Annotated in this window: 17 protein-coding genes, 1 tRNA gene and 4 pseudogenes; 10 read left to right on the plus strand and 12 right to left on the minus strand. The window is 67.9% G+C overall.

All coding sequences use genetic code 11. The features are described from left to right. The gene (locus tag ACZY0Y_RS08950; RefSeq protein WP_463883013.1) at positions 1–618 is read right to left on the minus strand and encodes a DUF47 domain-containing protein; all 618 of its coding nucleotides are present in this window, start codon (positions 616–618) and stop codon (positions 1–3) included. Positions 619–985: 367 nt separating this feature from the next. After that, on the minus strand, positions 986–1642 hold the full coding sequence (locus tag ACZY0Y_RS08955; RefSeq protein ID WP_463883015.1) for a hypothetical protein: 657 nt from the start codon (positions 1640–1642) through the stop codon (positions 986–988). A 214-nt stretch (positions 1643–1856) separates the two neighbouring features. Between ACZY0Y_RS08955 and ACZY0Y_RS08960 the strand changes: the two genes are divergently transcribed. The 4 genes from ACZY0Y_RS08960 (at position 1857) to ACZY0Y_RS08975 (ending at position 3823) form a co-directional block, all read left to right on the plus strand. Beyond that, positions 1857–1929: transfer RNA gene (locus ACZY0Y_RS08960), tRNA-Lys, on the plus strand. A 178-nt stretch (positions 1930–2107) separates the two neighbouring features. Continuing rightward, positions 2108–2632: a MarR family winged helix-turn-helix transcriptional regulator gene (locus tag ACZY0Y_RS08965; RefSeq protein WP_463957511.1), complete on the plus strand. Its 525-nt coding sequence runs from the start codon at positions 2108–2110 to the stop codon at positions 2630–2632. Between the two features lie 34 nt (positions 2633–2666). Continuing rightward, on the plus strand, positions 2667–2927 hold the full coding sequence (locus ACZY0Y_RS08970) for a hypothetical protein (protein WP_463957513.1): 261 nt from the start codon (positions 2667–2669) through the stop codon (positions 2925–2927). Then, positions 2924–3823 carry a serine/threonine-protein kinase gene (locus ACZY0Y_RS08975; protein ID WP_463957515.1) on the plus strand — a complete coding sequence of 300 codons (900 nt, stop codon included), beginning with the start codon at positions 2924–2926 and terminating at the stop codon, positions 3821–3823. Before ACZY0Y_RS08970 ends, ACZY0Y_RS08975 begins: the two co-directional genes overlap by 4 nt. 20 nt (positions 3824–3843) lie before the next feature. On the opposite strand, the gene ACZY0Y_RS08980 is transcribed toward ACZY0Y_RS08975, so the two are convergent. Continuing rightward, positions 3844–5016, minus strand: coding sequence for a GGDEF domain-containing protein (locus tag ACZY0Y_RS08980; protein WP_463957517.1), 1173 nt, complete (start codon positions 5014–5016; stop codon positions 3844–3846). Positions 5017–5236: 220 nt separating this feature from the next. Here ACZY0Y_RS08980 and ACZY0Y_RS08985 point away from each other — a divergent pair. Further along, a pseudogene (locus ACZY0Y_RS08985) lies at positions 5237–5563 on the plus strand (transposase); the annotation flags it as partial. 188 nt (positions 5564–5751) lie between these two features. Beyond that, entirely contained in the window at positions 5752–6774 is a 1023-nt protein-coding gene (locus tag ACZY0Y_RS08990) for a PHP domain-containing protein (protein ID WP_463957519.1), read from the plus strand. Positions 6775–7127: 353 nt separating this feature from the next. Here ACZY0Y_RS08990 and ACZY0Y_RS08995 read toward each other — a convergent pair. From ACZY0Y_RS08995 to ACZY0Y_RS09005, 3 genes and pseudogenes are all read right to left on the minus strand, one after another. After that, a pseudogene (locus ACZY0Y_RS08995) lies at positions 7128–7223 on the minus strand (hypothetical protein); the annotation flags it as partial. Further along, the gene (locus ACZY0Y_RS09000) at positions 7211–7357 is read right to left on the minus strand and encodes a hypothetical protein (protein WP_463957520.1); all 147 of its coding nucleotides are present in this window, start codon (positions 7355–7357) and stop codon (positions 7211–7213) included. The pseudogene ACZY0Y_RS08995 and the gene ACZY0Y_RS09000, both read right to left, overlap by 13 nt. 56 nt (positions 7358–7413) lie before the next feature. Next, positions 7414–7698, minus strand: a complete 285-nt coding sequence (locus ACZY0Y_RS09005) for a beta-propeller fold lactonase family protein (RefSeq protein ID WP_463957522.1) — start codon at positions 7696–7698, stop codon at positions 7414–7416. A gap of 65 nt (positions 7699–7763) precedes the next feature. On the opposite strand from ACZY0Y_RS09005, the gene ACZY0Y_RS09010 reads away from it, so the two are divergent. Further along, on the plus strand, positions 7764–8579 hold the full coding sequence (locus tag ACZY0Y_RS09010) for a putative protein N(5)-glutamine methyltransferase (protein ID WP_463883023.1): 816 nt from the start codon (positions 7764–7766) through the stop codon (positions 8577–8579). An 18-nt stretch (positions 8580–8597) separates the two neighbouring features. On the opposite strand, the gene ACZY0Y_RS09015 is transcribed toward ACZY0Y_RS09010, so the two are convergent. The 5 genes and pseudogenes from ACZY0Y_RS09015 to ACZY0Y_RS09035 all read right to left on the minus strand — a co-directional run bounded on the left by ACZY0Y_RS09015 (position 8598) and on the right by ACZY0Y_RS09035 (position 11473). After that, entirely contained in the window at positions 8598–9074 is a 477-nt protein-coding gene (locus tag ACZY0Y_RS09015) for a hypothetical protein (protein WP_463957524.1), read from the minus strand. Positions 9075–9193: 119 nt separating this feature from the next. Further along, positions 9194–9457, minus strand: a complete 264-nt coding sequence (locus ACZY0Y_RS09020) for a GlsB/YeaQ/YmgE family stress response membrane protein (RefSeq protein WP_463883027.1) — start codon at positions 9455–9457, stop codon at positions 9194–9196. Positions 9458–9635: 178 nt separating this feature from the next. Beyond that, positions 9636–10375 (minus strand): annotated as a pseudogene (locus ACZY0Y_RS09025) (aldo/keto reductase). A gap of 48 nt (positions 10376–10423) precedes the next feature. Continuing rightward, positions 10424–10633, minus strand: coding sequence for a dodecin (locus tag ACZY0Y_RS09030; RefSeq protein WP_463883029.1), 210 nt, complete (start codon positions 10631–10633; stop codon positions 10424–10426). A gap of 96 nt (positions 10634–10729) precedes the next feature. Then, positions 10730–11473 carry an SGNH/GDSL hydrolase family protein gene (locus ACZY0Y_RS09035; RefSeq protein WP_463883031.1) on the minus strand — a complete coding sequence of 248 codons (744 nt, stop codon included), beginning with the start codon at positions 11471–11473 and terminating at the stop codon, positions 10730–10732. A 325-nt stretch (positions 11474–11798) separates the two neighbouring features. Here ACZY0Y_RS09035 and ACZY0Y_RS09040 point away from each other — a divergent pair, with 325 nt between their 5' ends. Beyond that, positions 11799–12056, plus strand: coding sequence for a metal-sensitive transcriptional regulator (locus ACZY0Y_RS09040; RefSeq protein WP_018774886.1), 258 nt, complete (start codon positions 11799–11801; stop codon positions 12054–12056). A 36-nt stretch (positions 12057–12092) separates the two neighbouring features. Here the strand turns inward: ACZY0Y_RS09040 and ACZY0Y_RS09045 are convergent, their stop codons facing one another. Then, the gene (locus ACZY0Y_RS09045) at positions 12093–12803 is read right to left on the minus strand and encodes a FadR/GntR family transcriptional regulator (RefSeq protein WP_463957526.1); all 711 of its coding nucleotides are present in this window, start codon (positions 12801–12803) and stop codon (positions 12093–12095) included. 146 nt (positions 12804–12949) lie between these two features. Here ACZY0Y_RS09045 and ACZY0Y_RS09050 point away from each other — a divergent pair. Then, positions 12950–14111, plus strand: a pseudogene (locus ACZY0Y_RS09050) (four-carbon acid sugar kinase family protein); the annotation flags it as partial. Between the two features lie 58 nt (positions 14112–14169). Further along, complete coding sequence (locus ACZY0Y_RS09055) at positions 14170–15075, plus strand: NAD(P)-dependent oxidoreductase (RefSeq protein WP_463957527.1); 906 nt, start codon at positions 14170–14172, stop codon at positions 15073–15075. Positions 15076–15182: the final 107 nt, after the last annotated feature.

Raw genomic sequence — 15182 nt, forward strand, 5'->3', positions numbered from 1 at the left:
TCAGGATTCCTTGACGATGATGCTGCCCACCTGGACCGCGATCCGGCGCATGTCCCGGGTAACTCCCACGAGCTGGTCGGCGATGTCCCGGTTCCGAGCGTACCGGGCCGGCTTCATTTCGTTGAGCATGTCCGCCACCCAGACCCGGTGGGACCGTTCGGCGCGCTTGGACAGGCGGAGGACCTCGATCCAGTAGTCCTCGAGGTCGTCCAGGTTGTCCAGCCTCCGCATGGCGTCCACAGTGAGCTCGGCCTGCCTGCTGATGATTTCCAGCTGGTCCGCGGCGCGCTTGGGCAGGCGGTCCAGCTTGTAGAGGGACACCAGGTCGGCGGCGGCATCAAGCTTTTCCATCGCCTCATTGAGGAACCGGGAGAGGGCATACATGTCCTCGCGGGGGAGCGGGTTCACGAACGAGGTCCGCATGTGCGTCAGCAACGCGAAGTGCAGCTCCGCGGACTTGGCCTCATGGTTGTGCATGTCCTCGACCAGCCGGTCGTTTTCACTGGCCGGTGCGCCCAGGATTTCCGACAGGGTGCCCGTGGCGAGCGCAATCTGGCCTGCAAGCTGGGCAAGGAGGTTCAGCCCGGCGGGCTCCTGGGGGAAAAGGCGCAGCTTCACGTGTGATTACCGGTCTTCGGGAGGGAGGTGCACGGCCGTTGTCTGCCGGGTGTGTGAAGTGATGATGACCCGCGCATGAGGATTACTTTACCGTCCGGCCTGAAAGTGCCGGAAAGGGCGCCCGGGCGGCCCGGGAATATGACGGCGCCCGCCGGGCAGGTCCGGCAGTGCGCCACTCGCGGGGCATGAAAATGGTGCCGAACCGGATACGCCTCTCGGCGGTAGGCCGCTCTAGGCGGCTAGATGTTGAAGCCCGGGGGTTTCGCGGTTCGGCACCGCTTTTAGTTTTCTACGAGGTCGGGGACAAGTCAACATTGACAGTCCGTGTGCGTCGTGCCTACCGGCTGTCCGGCGGCATCACGCCTCCTCAGTCCAGTTCGCCCAGGCGCCAGGCGTTGGCGGCATGTTCGAGGTCCTCCGCGGTCTTGACCAGGAGGTGCGAATTGCGCGTGAGCTTGCTCGCATGGTTCTCGTTGCTGTGCTCGGCGCCGTCGGCGAGGGTGGCCTGGCCCAGCGCCACCACGCGGCAGAACGCGGCCGAGCGTTCCAGCGCGACGTCGAACTCGCCGTCGAACGCGCCGGACAGGATGGCGTCCGCCATCGACTTCATCTCCTCCGCTCCGGGCGGCTCGGCGGCGCCGGCCACCACGTGCGATACCTGGGCCGTGTCCTTGCCGGCCCTGAAGTAGACAGAGATCCGCTCGGGGTCCTGGATCGTGGCGGCGCGGAGTGCGTACAGGCGCCAGAGGGCCCCCGGAAGCGAGCGTGCCGGGCTTTCGGCCCACATTTCAGCGATGGCTTCCAGGCCCTGTTCATCGGCGAGCTTCACGAGCCGCTTGGTCACGACGGGGTCGTCGCTGTCGCGTCCGCGGCGCACGAGTGCCTGGGCGGCGAGATGGGCCGCCTCGGAGATGCGGGCAGGATCGGCCCCGCCCGCGAAGGGCTCAAAGTCAATCGGGGCGAAGGGCTTCGGCTTGTGGTGCCGGTGCGGTCCGGGGGCGCTGGATCCTGCTTGCTCGCTCATGCCACCACGCTACTCCAGTGCTGTCGGGGAATCGAGCGTAGGGGCCGTTGGCCCCCCGGTCCGCACCGCAGCCGTCCAGGGCGCACGACGGCGGCGTCCCCGCCCCGTGCGCAAAATGCGCCCGGGTCTGGGGTACAGTATTAACGTTCAGAAATGGACTGGGCTGATCAGCCCTTGAACTGCGGATTTATCCGCCGTTTGAGGTCTTCAGCTGGGGCCTTTAGCTCAGTTGGTAGAGCATCGGACTTTTAATCCGTGGGTCGTGGGTTCGATCCCCACAGGGCCCACCCGCGGAGCAGGCCAGAGGCATGAAGCCTCTGGCCTGCTTCTGTTTTAACCGCCTCCCATGCCGGCAGCTTCCACCACGTTCACCGGTCCGGGATGGCGGCCCAGCGTTGTTCGGCCCGCCCGCCGCGGCCAAAAAACCCACGATGGCCTAGTAATCAGTTCGGCTAGGATTACCGGATGAATGCGCACAGCCCCACCGGATCCGGCTATTGGTACGGACCCGACGACAGGCTCGACCCGCCCGGCGCCGTCCTGCATGCGCTGCGTGAGTACCGCAACGTGGAAGTCGCCCGGAGGCGGGCCGCGAGGGATTCGATGGGGATGGGGGAGACAGGCCTGCTGGCCCTGCGGTACCTCCTGCGCACCCAGGCCGACGGCGAGCAGGTGGGGCCCAAGGACCTGAGCCGCGTCCTGGGGATCACCACTGCCTCCACCACGTCGCTGATCGACCGGCTCGTGGGCAGCGGCCATGTCCGCCGCGAGCCCCACCCCACGGACCGGCGGTCGCTGGTGATTGTTCCCACCGGGGCGACGGATGCGGAGGTCCGGGCCACTCTCGGTGACATGCACCGCAGGATGATGGCCGTCGCGGAAGGCCTCAGTGCCGACGAAGCGAGGATCGTTGTGAGCTTTCTCCGCCGGATGAGTGAGGCCATCGCGGAGTCGCGCAACCACGCGGGGAATAGCGACCAAAGCAACTAGCTAGCCTGACTAGTTATATGTACGCTTACTAACTATGTCTGATATTCGTTTCTCCGGCGGCGCCGTGGCTGAACTGGCTCCGGCCGCCGTTCCGCCCGTGCAGGCCTCTGCCGCCCCGGTCCACTGCGGGATGCCGATGGAGGGGAAGGCGCCGGCCCCCGCCCTCAGGTCCGTTTACTCCTTCGCACCGGCCGATGCCTCCGCGGAATTGCCGCCGCTCTGGCGCTGCGGGTGCGGCTTCCAGCTGGACGGAATCGTGCACACGTCCAGCATCGTGTCCGAGCTCAGCCGTTGAGAGCCCCGCACTCCGCGGTGGCCCTGGCGGAGCGGCCCTCCGCCTTGCCGGTCCCTGCCGCCGTCGGGCTCGATGCCAGAGTGTTGGCGCTCCCGGACGCTCCCGGGGGCCGCTTCCTCGTCCACGAGCTGCTGGGCCGTGGCGCCACGGCCACCGTGTTCCGCGGAACGGATGTGGCAGACGGCCGGCCCGTGGCCATTAAGGTCGCCGAAGACCCCGGGCCGCAGCAGGCGGAGCGGATCCACGCCGAGGCGCGGGTTCTGGCCTCGCTGGACCATCCCGCGATCGTCACCTTCATTGCCGAAGGCGTCGTTCCGGCCGGTGACCCGTGGGCCGGGCGCCCTTTCCTCGTTGAGGAGTTTGCTTATGGGGGCAGCCTCGCCGAGCGGATCCGCAGCGGTCCAGCCGACGCCGGCGAAGTTGCCCGCTGGGCGGTCGCGGCGCTGTCCGGTCTTGCCCACGTCCATGCCCGCGGACTGGTCCACCGGGACATCAAACCCGCCAATATCCTGCTCAGCGCACTGCGGCGGTCCGCGGTCCGGATCGCCGATTTCGGCATCGCCACCCCGGCTGGAACCACACTGGAGCCGGGCGACTCCTCTGGCACCGTGTACTACATGAGCCCGGAACAGGCCGCTGGCCGGCATCCCGGCGCTCCCGGCGACATCTATTCCCTGGGGCTGGTGCTGCTTGAGTGCCTCACCGGGGCCAAGGCGTTTCCGGGCACCCCGGTGGAGTCCCTGGTGGCGCGGACCCTCCGCAAGCCCCTGATTCCCGCCGGGCTCGGCACGGTGTGGGTGTCGCTGCTGACGGCCATGACCGCCATGGATCCCGCGGCGCGGCCCTCGGCCGCCGCTGCCGGGAACCTCGCGGCGAAGCTTCCCCGCGCGTCCTGAGCGGTGCTGCCGCGGGCAGCTCAGCCTGGCTGGGTGCCCGCGGCAGTCAACCCGATCACCGCTTGGTTGCGCCCGGCCGCTTTCGCGTCATACAGGGCCCGGTCGGCTTCCCGGAGAAGCCGCTGGAGCCCCGCGTTCCCGCCGTGGGCGTCGACGACGCCGAAACTCGCCGTCGGCGAGTCTGCGCCAGCGGGCAGGGAACTGTGCTCGGCCAGGGCGGCATTGATCCGGTCGGCGATGCGGACGCCCCCGGCGGCGTCGACGCCGTCGAGCAGCAGTGCAAATTCCTCACCGCCGTAGCGGCCCACCAGATCAGCGTCCCGCACGGCCAGGCGGCAGGCCTCGGCGAAAGCGCGGATGACGCCGTCGCCCGCGTCATGGCCGAAGCGGTCGTTGATGGCTTTGAAGCGGTCCAGGTCCGCCATCACAATCACGGTGTCGACGCCGGCGGCGAGGTTGGCCCGGAGCCTGCGCTGGGCCTGGCGCATGAACTCCTCGCGGTTCAGCAGTCCGGTCAGCCCATCATGGTAGGCCAGCTCCTGCAGGTTCTCGGTTCGGCGGGCGTAATTCAGCGAGGTGATGCTGGACGAAACGACCACCAGCAGGACCATGGCCATCAGCATGGACACGCCGGTGCCGAAAAGCACCTGGAACAGCGGATCCGCCGGGCCCAGGACGGCCAGCCCCACCGTCCGGCTTAGGTAATAGACGGCACAGACGGCAGTAGCGACGGCGAGGGACCGGACAAGATGCCAGGACTCTTCGCGTTCGCGCCACAGCTCCACGGAGGCGAGACCGATCGCCGTCCCCATCAGCGCCAACAGCACAATGCTGCCGATCCGGGCGTTATCGGAGTAGCGGACGGAGGCGTCGACGGCGAAGGCCGCCATCGCAGGGATCCCCAACAGCCAGGGCAGGATCCGCCGGCCGGCCAGCGAGCGGGTTCCCGCCCAGACGCAGCCGGAGCCAAGCACCATCACGCCATTTCCCACGCTGGGGGCCCAAGCCACCGCCTGGGCCTCGCCCATGAAGTAGAAGACGGCCGCCAGGAAGAACGAGGCGACAGCCCAGCACCACCAGCCGGCAAAGGGGGCCCGGCTCTTGCGGTAGCTGTCGAAGTAGAACAGGACCAGCATCGTCAGCGTCATCAGGGCGAAGACCACCATGAGCGTTGACCTGTCGAGCAGCACCATAACGTGAAGTTTCCCAGCTGCCGGAGAGGCCCTCCCCAAGGACCGCCGGCGTAGTTCCCCGCCGGATCAGGCCCCGGCCGGGACAAGTCTCTCAGAAGGTAGTGCCCATTAGCGTGGTGTAACGGCCCGGCTCCGGGCGTGTTGCTCCCGGACGTGAGGCGGCCACCGCGTGATTCTTGAAACGACCTACCAAAGTACGTTTCGAAAGAGAGCTCACGCGATGACCGCACCCCATGTTATCGATCCTGCCCGGTTTCTGTCAGAACAGCTCGAGCAGGCCTCCCCGGATCTGATGCGATCCATGCTGACCACGTTCATCAACGCGCTGATGAGCGCCGGGGCCGACGCGGTCTGCGGCGCCGAATACGGTGCCCGCTCCGAGGCCCGCGCCAATTCCCGCAACGGGTACCGGCACCGGGACTTCGACACCCGTGCCGGGACCCTGGACGTCGCCATCCCGAAGCTCCGGCAAGGCTGCTACTTCCCCGACTGGCTGCTGGAGCGCCGGCGCCGGGCCGAGGCCGCACTCACGACCGTGGTCGCGACAGAACAGGAGGACACCAACCCCGAACTGGCGCTCAGCGCCTAACCAAAATCAAGAATCACGCGACAACCGCGTTACACCACGCAAATGGACTTGACCCTCTCAGAACGTTGGCCCGCTGCCCAAAGCGGTGAGACATCCGGGCGACGCCGGGGGTCCCCGTGCGATGGTCCGGGGTGCAAGATGGTGCCATGGATGCCGCCGATGCCCTGAACGAGATCGCTTTCTGGCTCGAACGCGAGCTTGCCCAGACCTTCAAGATCCAGGCGTTCCGGAAGGCCGCAGGAATCATCGCCGGTCTCGGCGCGGAGGAACTGGCAGCCCGGGCCGGGGACGGCCGGCTCCGGAGGACCAAAGGGATCGGCGACCGGACGTTCCAGGTCATCAGCGAAGCGCTCGCCGGCGGCGTGCCGGAGTACCTCGACGGACTGCGAAGCCGGGGCGCCCAGCCCCTGGTGCAGGGAGGGCATACGCTGCTGGCCGCCCTCCGCGGCGACCTGCACAGCCACAGCGACTGGTCCGACGGCGGATCCCCAATCGAGGCCATGGTGGGCGCCGCGAAACTGCTGGGCCGCGAGTACCTCGCGCTCACCGATCATTCGCCCAGCCTCAGGATCGCCAACGGGCTCAGTGCCGAGCGGCTGGCCGAGCAACTCGACATCGTCGCGGGTATCGACGGCGACGGCGACGGCGGCTTCCGCCTTCTGCGGGGCATCGAGGCCGACATCCTCGAGGACGGCAGCCTGGACCAGACCCCCGAGATGCTGGACCGGCTGGATATCGTGGTCGCCAGCGTGCACTCAAAGCTGCGTGCGGACAAGCGCACCATGACCCGGCGGTTGCTTGGCGCGATCGCGGACCCGCACACGAACGTGCTCGGCCATTGCACGGGCCGTCTCATTCAAGGGGGCCGGGGCACACGGCCGGCGTCGGAGTTCAACGCCAAAGAGGTCTTCGCCGCCTGCGCGGAGCACAGCGTCGCCGTCGAAATCAATGCCCGGCCCGAACGCCAGGACCCGCCCGGCGCCCTCATTGAACTGGCCCTCGACGCAGGCTGCGTGTTCAGCATCGACAGCGACGCCCACGCCCCGGGCCAGCTCGATTTCCTGCAGTACGGCGCCGAGCGGGCCGAACGCAACGGCGTGCCGGCGGAACGGATCATCACCAGCTGGCCCCTGGACCGCCTGCTGGAGTGGGCGGGCTCGGGAAGCTGACGGACGGCGGCCAGTCCGTGCCGCGGACGGGTTTGTCGCGCGGGACATGCCCTCCTGCCCGCGGGACATGCCCTCCTGCCGCTTCGTGGCGTGGACATAGTGCTGTTATGCCCAGTCCTGGGCGCAGGGACTGGGCATGTCCCGAGGTCAGGGGGGCTGCGCACGTCCGTTTGCCGGAGCTTGCGCGGGACATGCCCTCCTGCCGCTTCGTAGCGTGGACATAGTGCTGTTATGCCCAGTCCTGGGCGCAGGGACTGGGCATGTCCCGCGGTCAGGGACGCGCCGGGATCAGCGCTCCCGTCCGCGGCGAGGGCAATCTCTGCCGCGGAGTCGCCGGGTCGTGCGCCGCTGCTGGTGGCCGGGAAAATTCCGGTCAGGGTGAACCTCCCCGACTCCCGGGACCGCTGCACCACGGCAACCTCTATCGAGTATTCGGTCACCACCAACACGCTGCCGCCCGGATGCCGGACGAGATGCCGGGGCCGCAGTCCCGCGGGAGGGCCACTTCGTGGTCCAGCCGAAGGCCCTGCGAGGGCACGTAGTCCCAGACCCGCAGGAGGTCGTGCCCGAGGTCGGTGGTCATCACCCTGCCATCGTCGAGCATCAGGCTGGCGTGGGCGCGGCTGGGACGCCCGGGGACTATCGATGCGGCGGCCGGGAACCGTGCCGAGATGCCGCCGCCTCGCCCACGGCGTAGACCACATCAAGGGAGGGGTGCACGGCGAGGAACGACGGCGAGTCTGCCGCGGCGGCGACCCCCAGCCAGCGCAGCGTCCCGTCGGCGCTGGCACGCAGCGCCCCGATTCCGGTACCGCGGCCGCCGCCGTCCGCGGTGTAACACCCGGTCCAGATCAGCTCGTTTGACGCAACGGCGCTCGCCGGCACCGGCAGCGAAGATTCGGAAGCCGTTTGTTGGGTAGGCATGGTGCCATCCTGCCACTTCGCTAGCATGGGAGTTCCGGCACCAGCAGCGGAAAGGGGGCCCTGGCATGACGGACCCACCTGCGCCCCGGCCCTCGGTCATCACACGGCTCCGGGCGGCCGGCTGCGTCTTCGCCGAGGAGGAAGCCCGGCTGCTGGCGGCAGCCGCGGCCACGCCCGACCACCTGGATGCCCTCGTGGAGCGGCGGGTATCCGGTCTGCCGCTTGAGCACATCCTGGGCTGGGCGGAGTTTTGCGGACTGCGGATCGCCGTGGACACGGGAGTATTCGTGCCCCGCCGCCGCACCGAGTTCCTCGTCCGGCAGGCCGTCCGGCTTCTCCCACAAAAAGGCGGCTTGGGGCACGCGCCCGTCGTCGTGGACCTGTGCTGCGGATCAGGGGCGGTCGGCACCGCGCTCGCGGCGCTGGCCGGTCCCCTGGAGCTGCATGCTGCCGACATCGACTCCGCCGCGGTGCGGTGCGCGGCCCGGAACATCGTGCCGCTCGGCGGTGCGGTCCACGAAGGAGACCTGTACGAGCCACTCCCGGCGAGGCTGCGCGGTCGAGTCGACATCCTTGCCGTCAACGGCCCGTATGTTCCCTCGGCAGAAATCGGCACCATGCCGCAGGAAGCCCGCCTCCACGAACCGCGGGTTTCCCTCGACGGCGGCAAAGACGGGCTTCAGGTGCAACGGCGGGTGGCCGCCGCGGCGCCGCAATGGCTGGCACCGGGCGGCTCCCTGCTGATCGAGACGAGCCGGCGGCAGGCGCCGCGGACCGTCGAACTGTTCCTCCGCAATGGACTCACGGCCCGGGTTGCCAGCTCCACGGAGCTGGACGCCACGGTTGTGATCGGAACAGCGGTGAGTCGTCCGCCCCTCTGACCAGGAAACCCGGTGCGGCTAGGAAACCTTGTCAGGATCGACGTTCGTCGCTGCTCCGGCCGGGGTGGCACCGCCTTCGTCGGACCAGTCCTGGCCCTGCTGGTCGTTGAGGGCCGGGTCGGACTCGACGTCGGCCGCGGCCGGCGCCGTGGAGGTCCCGAGATTGACGGTCTCCGGGTGGGCGCTGTGCGCGGGGACGCCGGCGGCGTCGTCCGACGCGCCTTCGCCTGCCGTCACGCTGGGGGAGCTGTCGCGGCGGACGGCGGAACCGATCACCGTACCCGCGCGGCGGGCCGCCTCGCCCAGCTGCTCAGTCACCTCGGGTGCCTTTTCCTTTACTGCATCGGCCGCCGCGGTCACCTTGTCCTGGACCGGCTTGCTTTCCCACAGGGCGGCCGCGCGTGCCTTGAGCTTCTCGTACGCTGCCCGTCCGGACCGTGACCCGAGAACGTAGCCTGCGGCGATCCCGGCTCCGAAAAGAAGTTTGCCTTTCATGCTGTCCTCCTGCTGATCGGTGGTGCTCAAAATTGGTGTTCAGTAAATCCTGGTGAGGCCGTGTGCCAAAAAACCGGCCCCGGGAAGAATCCCGGGACCGGTTTTCGGTCGCGTCAGCCTTAGCGGGCTGAACGCTTGGAGATCATGCCGTAAACGAGCAGCACGATGATCGCACCGCCGATGGCCAGGAGCCAGGTCGACAGCGAGAAGAACTCGTTGATGCCCACGTTGAACAGCGCGCCGCCAATGAAGCCACCCAGGAGGGCGCCAACGACGCCCAGGATCAGCGTGATGATGATGCCACCACCCTGACTGCCCGGGAGGATTGCCTTAGCGATTGCACCGGCGATAAGGCCCAGAATCAGAAATGCGAAAAAGCCCATTTTTATCGTTCCTTCTTCTTCATAGAGGAGGCACCCGGATTGCCGGGTGCGCTACATCCTTCTTCCCCAATACTAATCATGCTTAGTATAAAAGGGCCACTTGAGGGCCGTGAAACTTCCGCAGTGGCAGTATTTGGGTCCTTTTGGCCAGGTTTGCCGGGCTTCTCCCGGCCGCCGGTCACCACGCATAATCCTCCGGCGCTGTCCGGTACGCCGGGAAAATCTCGTCGAGCCGCTGGAGGACCCCGGCGTCAAGCTCCAGGTCCACGGCACGAATGGTGGCATCGAGGTACTCCCGGGTGCGGGGACCCACCATCGGCGCGGCGCACGCCCCTGTGCCCTTTCTTCAGCACGCCACCCAGCAGCCCGCCCTGCAGGTGCGACCAGGGGATCAGCCCCAGTCCGTACTGCTGGGCGGCCGGGATGACCTCCAGTTCCACGTTGCGGGTCAGCAGGTTGTAAATGGACTGCTCGCTGACGAGGCCGTTGCTGTGGCGCCGTGCGGCAGCTTCCTGCGTCCGGGCGATGTGCCAGCCGGCAAAGTTGCTGGTAAAGGTCGATGTAGTCCGTTTGCAGCCGCTTCAGGCTCGCGTCCAGGGCGCGCCGGATGTTCAGTGCGGAGAGCCTCGACTCGTTGGGCCGGTCCGCCATGGTCCCGTAGAGCTTCGTCGCCAGCACGGTCCGTTCCCGGGGTTCGCCGCCGGTGGCGAACCAGCGGCCCAGGATTTCCTCGGTGCGTCCCCGGTGGCCGGCGCCGCCGTAGACGTTCGCGGTGTCAAAGAAATTGATGCCCGACTCCAGCGCCAGGTCCATGATGGAGCGGGCATCGGCTTCCCCGGTGTGCGGTCCGAAGTTCATGGTTCCCAGGCAGAGCCGGGAGATCTTCAGGCCGGAGCGGCCCAGTTGGGTGTATTGCACGCGGCGCTCCTTAGGAAGGTGGCGGAACGTGCGGGCCGGCGTCGGAGGTTAACGCTCCAGGCGGAACCCGAGCTTGATGGTGACCTGCCAGTCGGCGACCTCTCCGTTTTCGAGGTGTCCGCGGACTTCCTTGACTTCGAACCAGTCGAGGTTCCGCAGGGTCTTGGCCGCCTCGGCGATGCCGTTGCGGACGGCGGCGTCAATGCCTTCGTTCGACGTTCCGACAATTTCAGAAATGCTGTAAGTGTGATTAGGCAACTTCGCTCCTCGTGATCGCCATCGATACCCGGCGGTGGGCCGTTCCTGCAGATTAGCCGACAGATTGCGGCGGGACTAGGGCCGGCCGGCCATGCCTCAGGATCCGGTGACGGGCCCCGGTTCGGGACGCTTGGGCATCAGCGGCGGGGCGTCGGGCCGTTTCCGGACCCGGCTGACCATCCAGGGGAGCAGGTAGTTGGTGAACCAGGCGAGGTCTCCGGCTTTGCTTTCCCGCCAGCTTCCGGCCGGCATGGGCTTGGGCTCCAGCGGGCTCAGGGTGTGGGGGATTCTCAGGGATTCCAGCACCATGGCCGCGATGGTGTGGTGCCCCATTGGGGAGAAGTGCAGGCGGTCCGGGTCCCACATTCGCGGGTCGGAGAGCTGCCGCAGGGACCACAGATCGGCGATCACGCCGTGATGGCGCGCGGCGATGGTCCGGATGTTCTCGTTGAAGACGGCCACCCGGCCCCGGTTGTGGCCCAGCAGCGGTGTGTCGCCCCAGTCCGGACCCGTGAAGAGCACGATGGTGGCGCCCGTGGCGCTGAGCATGCCCACTGCTGCGTCGAGAGCGGCGGCCATCCTGTCAGGATCGCTCCGGTGGAAGACAATATCGTTTCCGCCGGCCGAAAGCGTGACCAGGTCCGGCTTCAGCGCGATCGCAGGCCCGAGTTGCCGGTCCAGGATCTCGCGCAGGAGGAGCCCGCTGACGGCAAGGTTGGCGTAACGGAAATCCGGCTTCCCCCCGCTGAGTTCCTCGGCGATACGGTCCGCCCAGCCCCTCATGCCGCCGGGACTCAGCGGTTCCGGGTCCCCGAGGCCCGAGGTAAACGAATCGCCCATCGCGACATAACGGCTCCACGGCCCCGAATTCCACTGTCCCGCATGCGGTCCCCGGTCCCGTCCCAGGCTTCGTCCCGGCGCGGCGCCCCCTGCGCCGGCCCCGCCGGCGCCAGAATCCAAGAATCCGGCGGCGTTCACACACCCAGCAATACGCCGAATATTCAGGGTCCACTAGGTACTTAGGTCCCTAGCCGCGGCGGACCCGGGGGCGTCTCCCGCGGCCCGAAGCGGCGCAGCGGAGGGGCAGATCATACCCTGTGGGGTATCGGTGATACATGGGGGGGTATATCATGGGAAGTAACCCTGTTGATCCCGGAGGAACAAAATGGAACTCGATCCCACCGACATGAAGCCCGTCATCAATCGACTTCGCCGAGCCCAGGGGCAGCTTGCCGCCGTCACACGGATGATCGAAGAGGGCCGCGACTGCAAGAGCGTCGTCACCCAACTGGCAGCCGTTTCCAGTGCGCTGGACAAGGCCGGATTCTCGATCATCGCCACCGGCCTGCAGCAGTGCATGCAGCAGGAGGACCCCAGCCTGGACCGCGCCGAACTCGAGAAGCTTTTCCTCTCGCTCGCCTGAGCGCCGCCCCGGGCCGCCGGGCGTTCCGCCCGCCGCTTAGGCCTGGCGGTCCGCCAGGACGTAGGTCTTGAGGTCATCCAGGGTCTGCTGCATGTGCGCGTCCATGGCATCCCGGGCCCGGTGCGGATCCCGGGTGGACAGTGCCTCCACAATTTTCTGGTGATGGCCGATTGCGTGCGCCTGGATGTCGCGCACCTCGGACGTCTGGGTCCGCCGCTTTTCCAGCATCCGGTGCAGCGGCGCAAACAGTACGGCCACAAAGACATTCTCCGACGCGCGCAGAATGAGGTCGTGGAAGGCGAGGTCCGCCGCCACGAACGCGGCGACGTCGTGTTTTTCGTGCGCCTCGCGCATCGATTCCAGCTGCCCGCCGAGGGTCTTCAGGTCGGCGTCGCCGATTCGGCCGGCTGCCAGCTCGCAGGCACCCGTCTCCAGCATCCGGCGCAGCTCGATCAGCTGGACGGCTGCCGCGGCGTCGTTCTTCCCCTCTGACGCTGCCCGGAGGACGGCCTCGAGGGAGGCCCAGCGGTTCAGCGGGTTGACAAAGGTTCCCCGGCCGCGCTCCACACTGAGGATCTGCTGGGCTTCGAGGGTCTTCATAGCCTCGCGGACCGTCATGCGGCTCACCTCGTGGCGGGCGCTCAGCTCCAGCTCGCCGGGTACGGATGACCCGGGCGGAAATTCGCCGGCAATGATGCGGTCCAGCAGTTCATCTGCCACGACGCCGACCAGCGATTTCCTAGCCAATTTTCCCCATTCGCCGTCATCGAGTTGCCTGATGGACAAGTCTACTTGCGCGTCTCTGTGCCGTATGCCGCGCTAGCATTCAAATGTTAGATGTCAGACATCTTACAAATCCCCATCGCCGCTAGAGTTCCCACAATGGAGTGCAAGTGCCCTTTGAACCAGAGCTTTTTGAAGCAGGCGTGCTGGCCGCCTTCCCCGCAGAGGTCCCGATTCCCGCCCGGACCGTCGCCGACGCCCTTGCGGCATCGTCCCGGCCGTCCCCGCGGATCCTGGTGGTGCTCGACGACGACCCGACGGGCACGCAGTCCGTCGCGGACCTGCCGGTCCTCACCCGCTGGGATGTCGAGGACTTCACCTGGGCCTTCACCCACCGCATCAACGGCCGCCGCCAGGACGCCGTCTACGTCCTGACCAACACGCGGAGCCTGGACCCCGCCGAGGCCGCCGCCCGCAACGAAGAGGTGGTCCGGAATGCCCTCGCGGCAGCCGCCCTCGAAACCGACGGTGCCGCCTCCCGGCTGCGCCTGGGGTTCGTCAGCCGCAGTGACTCCACCCTCCGCGGCCACTACCCGCTGGAACCGGACACGATCGCGGCAACAATCGCCGCTGTCAGCGGCCGAGGTGACCGACGGCGTCGTGATCGTCCCGGCATTCCCCGACGCCGGACGCGTGACGATCGGCGGGGTGCCCTTCATGCGCGGCACCGGTGAGGACGCCGGCAAGCTCACCCCGGTGGCGGACACCGAATTCGCCAGGGATGCGAGCTTCGGCTTCGCGAACTCCGAACTGGCCAAGTGCGTCGAAGAGAAGTCCCAGGGCCGCTTCCCGGCGGATTCGGTGATCGTGCTGACCCTGGACGTCATCCGCGCCGCGGGCCCGGACGGCGACCCCCGGATTTCGGCGGACGCCATCGCGGATGCCATCGACGCGGCCATGGACTCCACCCCGATCGTGGCCGACATCGTGGCCGAAAACGATTTCCGCGCCCTCGCACTGGGCCTGGAGGAAGCGGAACGCCGCGGCAAGAAGCTGCTTTACCGGGTGGGTCCGCCGTTCGTGCGGGGCCGCATCGGCCAGGAAATCCGCACCGAGCTCAGCGGCGAGGAGGCCTATGCGGGCAACGCGCCCTCCGACGCCGGCGGCCTGATCGTGGTCGGCTCCCACGTGGGCGTCACCACCCGCCAGCTCAAGGCCCTCGTCGAACAGCACGGCGCCGCGCGCATCGTGGAAATCGACGTCGAAAAGCTGCTGGGCGGCGATTCCGAGGGCTACCTGGACGACATCGTCCGGGCCGTCGTGGAGTCCCTGGCCCAGGTCACCCGCAAGCTCAGCAACACTTTCTGATCCCCCCAACCCACCCATTTCAATGGAGAAAACCATGAACTACAAAGTCACCGTCCTCGGCCTGGGCGCCATGGGACTGCCCATGGCCACCCGGCTGGCGACCCGGCTGACCGTCCACGGCTTCGACATCGCCGAGCCCCGCCTGCGGCTTGCCGAAGACGCCGGGGTCCGCACGTTCGCCTCCGCCCGTGAAGCGGCCGAGGGTGCGGATGCCCTGCTGCTGGCCGTGCGCAACGGCGAGCAGCTTGACGACGTCCTCTTCGGCGAAAACGGCGTCGCCTCCGTCCTGAAGCCGGGCGCCGTCGTGATCCTGGGCAGCACCGTCGGCACCGAAGCCATTCCCGCAACCGTCGCACGGCTCGCGGAATTCGGCGTCGCCCTCGTTGACGCGCCGCTCTCGGGCGGACCCAAGCGCGCCGGCGAAGGCGACCTCCTGATCGTCGTCGGCGCCGAACCGCAGGCGCTGGAGTCGGCCCGGCCGGTCCTGGAACTGCTCGCCTCCACCCTGACCGTCGTGGGGGACAAGCCCGGTGACGGGCAGGCCCTCAAGACCGTCAACCGGCTGCTCTGCGGGATCCACATCGCCGCGGCGGCCGAGGCGATGGCCCTCGCCGACGCCCTCGGCCTGGACCAGGCCAAGACCCTCGCAGCCCTCGAAGCCGGCGCCGCCGGGTCGTTTATGCTCTCCAACCGCGGGCCCCGCATCCTCGAGGCCTACACGGAGAACGGCGCGGAGGTCCTCAGCCGCCTGGATATCTTCGTCAAGGACATGGGCATCGTCGGCAAGGCCACCCGCGCCGGCGGCCTCGCCGCACCCGTGGCCGCCGCCGCCGAGCAGCTCTACCTGCTCGGCCAGGCCCAGGGGCTCGCCGCTGCCGACGATTCCGCCGTCATCAAGGTCGTCGCCCCCACCAGGCGCACCGCCTAGCCCGGATTTTTCATGATGGCCGGGTTGGGGGTCGGTCAGGGGCTAATTCCCGTTCCGGCTGATTTTGCTGGTTTTGGGCGTGCGGGCGGGGCCTGTTGTCGCTGGTT

The sequence above is a fragment of the Pseudarthrobacter kochi genome, assembly GCF_055412805.1.

What these genes read in the sequence shown, in the direction of transcription:
- ACZY0Y_RS09035 (WP_463883031.1), bottom strand. Translation starts at nt 11,473, where the DNA reads ATGGGCGATTCGTTTACCTCGGGCCTCGGGGACCCGGAACCGCTGAGT.
- ACZY0Y_RS09000 (WP_463957520.1), bottom strand. Translation starts at nt 7,357, where the DNA reads ATGACCACCGACCTCGGGCACGACCTCCTGCGGGTCTGGGACTACGTG.
- ACZY0Y_RS09015 (WP_463957524.1), bottom strand. Translation starts at nt 9,074, where the DNA reads ATGAAAGGCAAACTTCTTTTCGGAGCCGGGATCGCCGCAGGCTACGTT.
- ACZY0Y_RS08990 (WP_463957519.1), top strand. Translation starts at nt 5,752, where the DNA reads ATGGATGCCGCCGATGCCCTGAACGAGATCGCTTTCTGGCTCGAACGC.
- ACZY0Y_RS08965 (WP_463957511.1), top strand. Translation starts at nt 2,108, where the DNA reads ATGAATGCGCACAGCCCCACCGGATCCGGCTATTGGTACGGACCCGAC.
- ACZY0Y_RS09010 (WP_463883023.1), top strand. Translation starts at nt 7,764, where the DNA reads ATGACGGACCCACCTGCGCCCCGGCCCTCGGTCATCACACGGCTCCGG.
- ACZY0Y_RS09055 (WP_463957527.1), top strand. Translation starts at nt 14,170, where the DNA reads ATGGAGAAAACCATGAACTACAAAGTCACCGTCCTCGGCCTGGGCGCC.
- ACZY0Y_RS09040 (WP_018774886.1), top strand. Translation starts at nt 11,799, where the DNA reads ATGGAACTCGATCCCACCGACATGAAGCCCGTCATCAATCGACTTCGC.
- ACZY0Y_RS08980 (WP_463957517.1), bottom strand. Translation starts at nt 5,016, where the DNA reads ATGGTGCTGCTCGACAGGTCAACGCTCATGGTGGTCTTCGCCCTGATG.
- ACZY0Y_RS09005 (WP_463957522.1), bottom strand. Translation starts at nt 7,698, where the DNA reads ATGCCTACCCAACAAACGGCTTCCGAATCTTCGCTGCCGGTGCCGGCG.
- ACZY0Y_RS08955 (WP_463883015.1), bottom strand. Translation starts at nt 1,642, where the DNA reads ATGAGCGAGCAAGCAGGATCCAGCGCCCCCGGACCGCACCGGCACCAC.
- ACZY0Y_RS08970 (WP_463957513.1), top strand. Translation starts at nt 2,667, where the DNA reads ATGTCTGATATTCGTTTCTCCGGCGGCGCCGTGGCTGAACTGGCTCCG.
- ACZY0Y_RS09020 (WP_463883027.1), bottom strand. Translation starts at nt 9,457, where the DNA reads ATGGGCTTTTTCGCATTTCTGATTCTGGGCCTTATCGCCGGTGCAATC.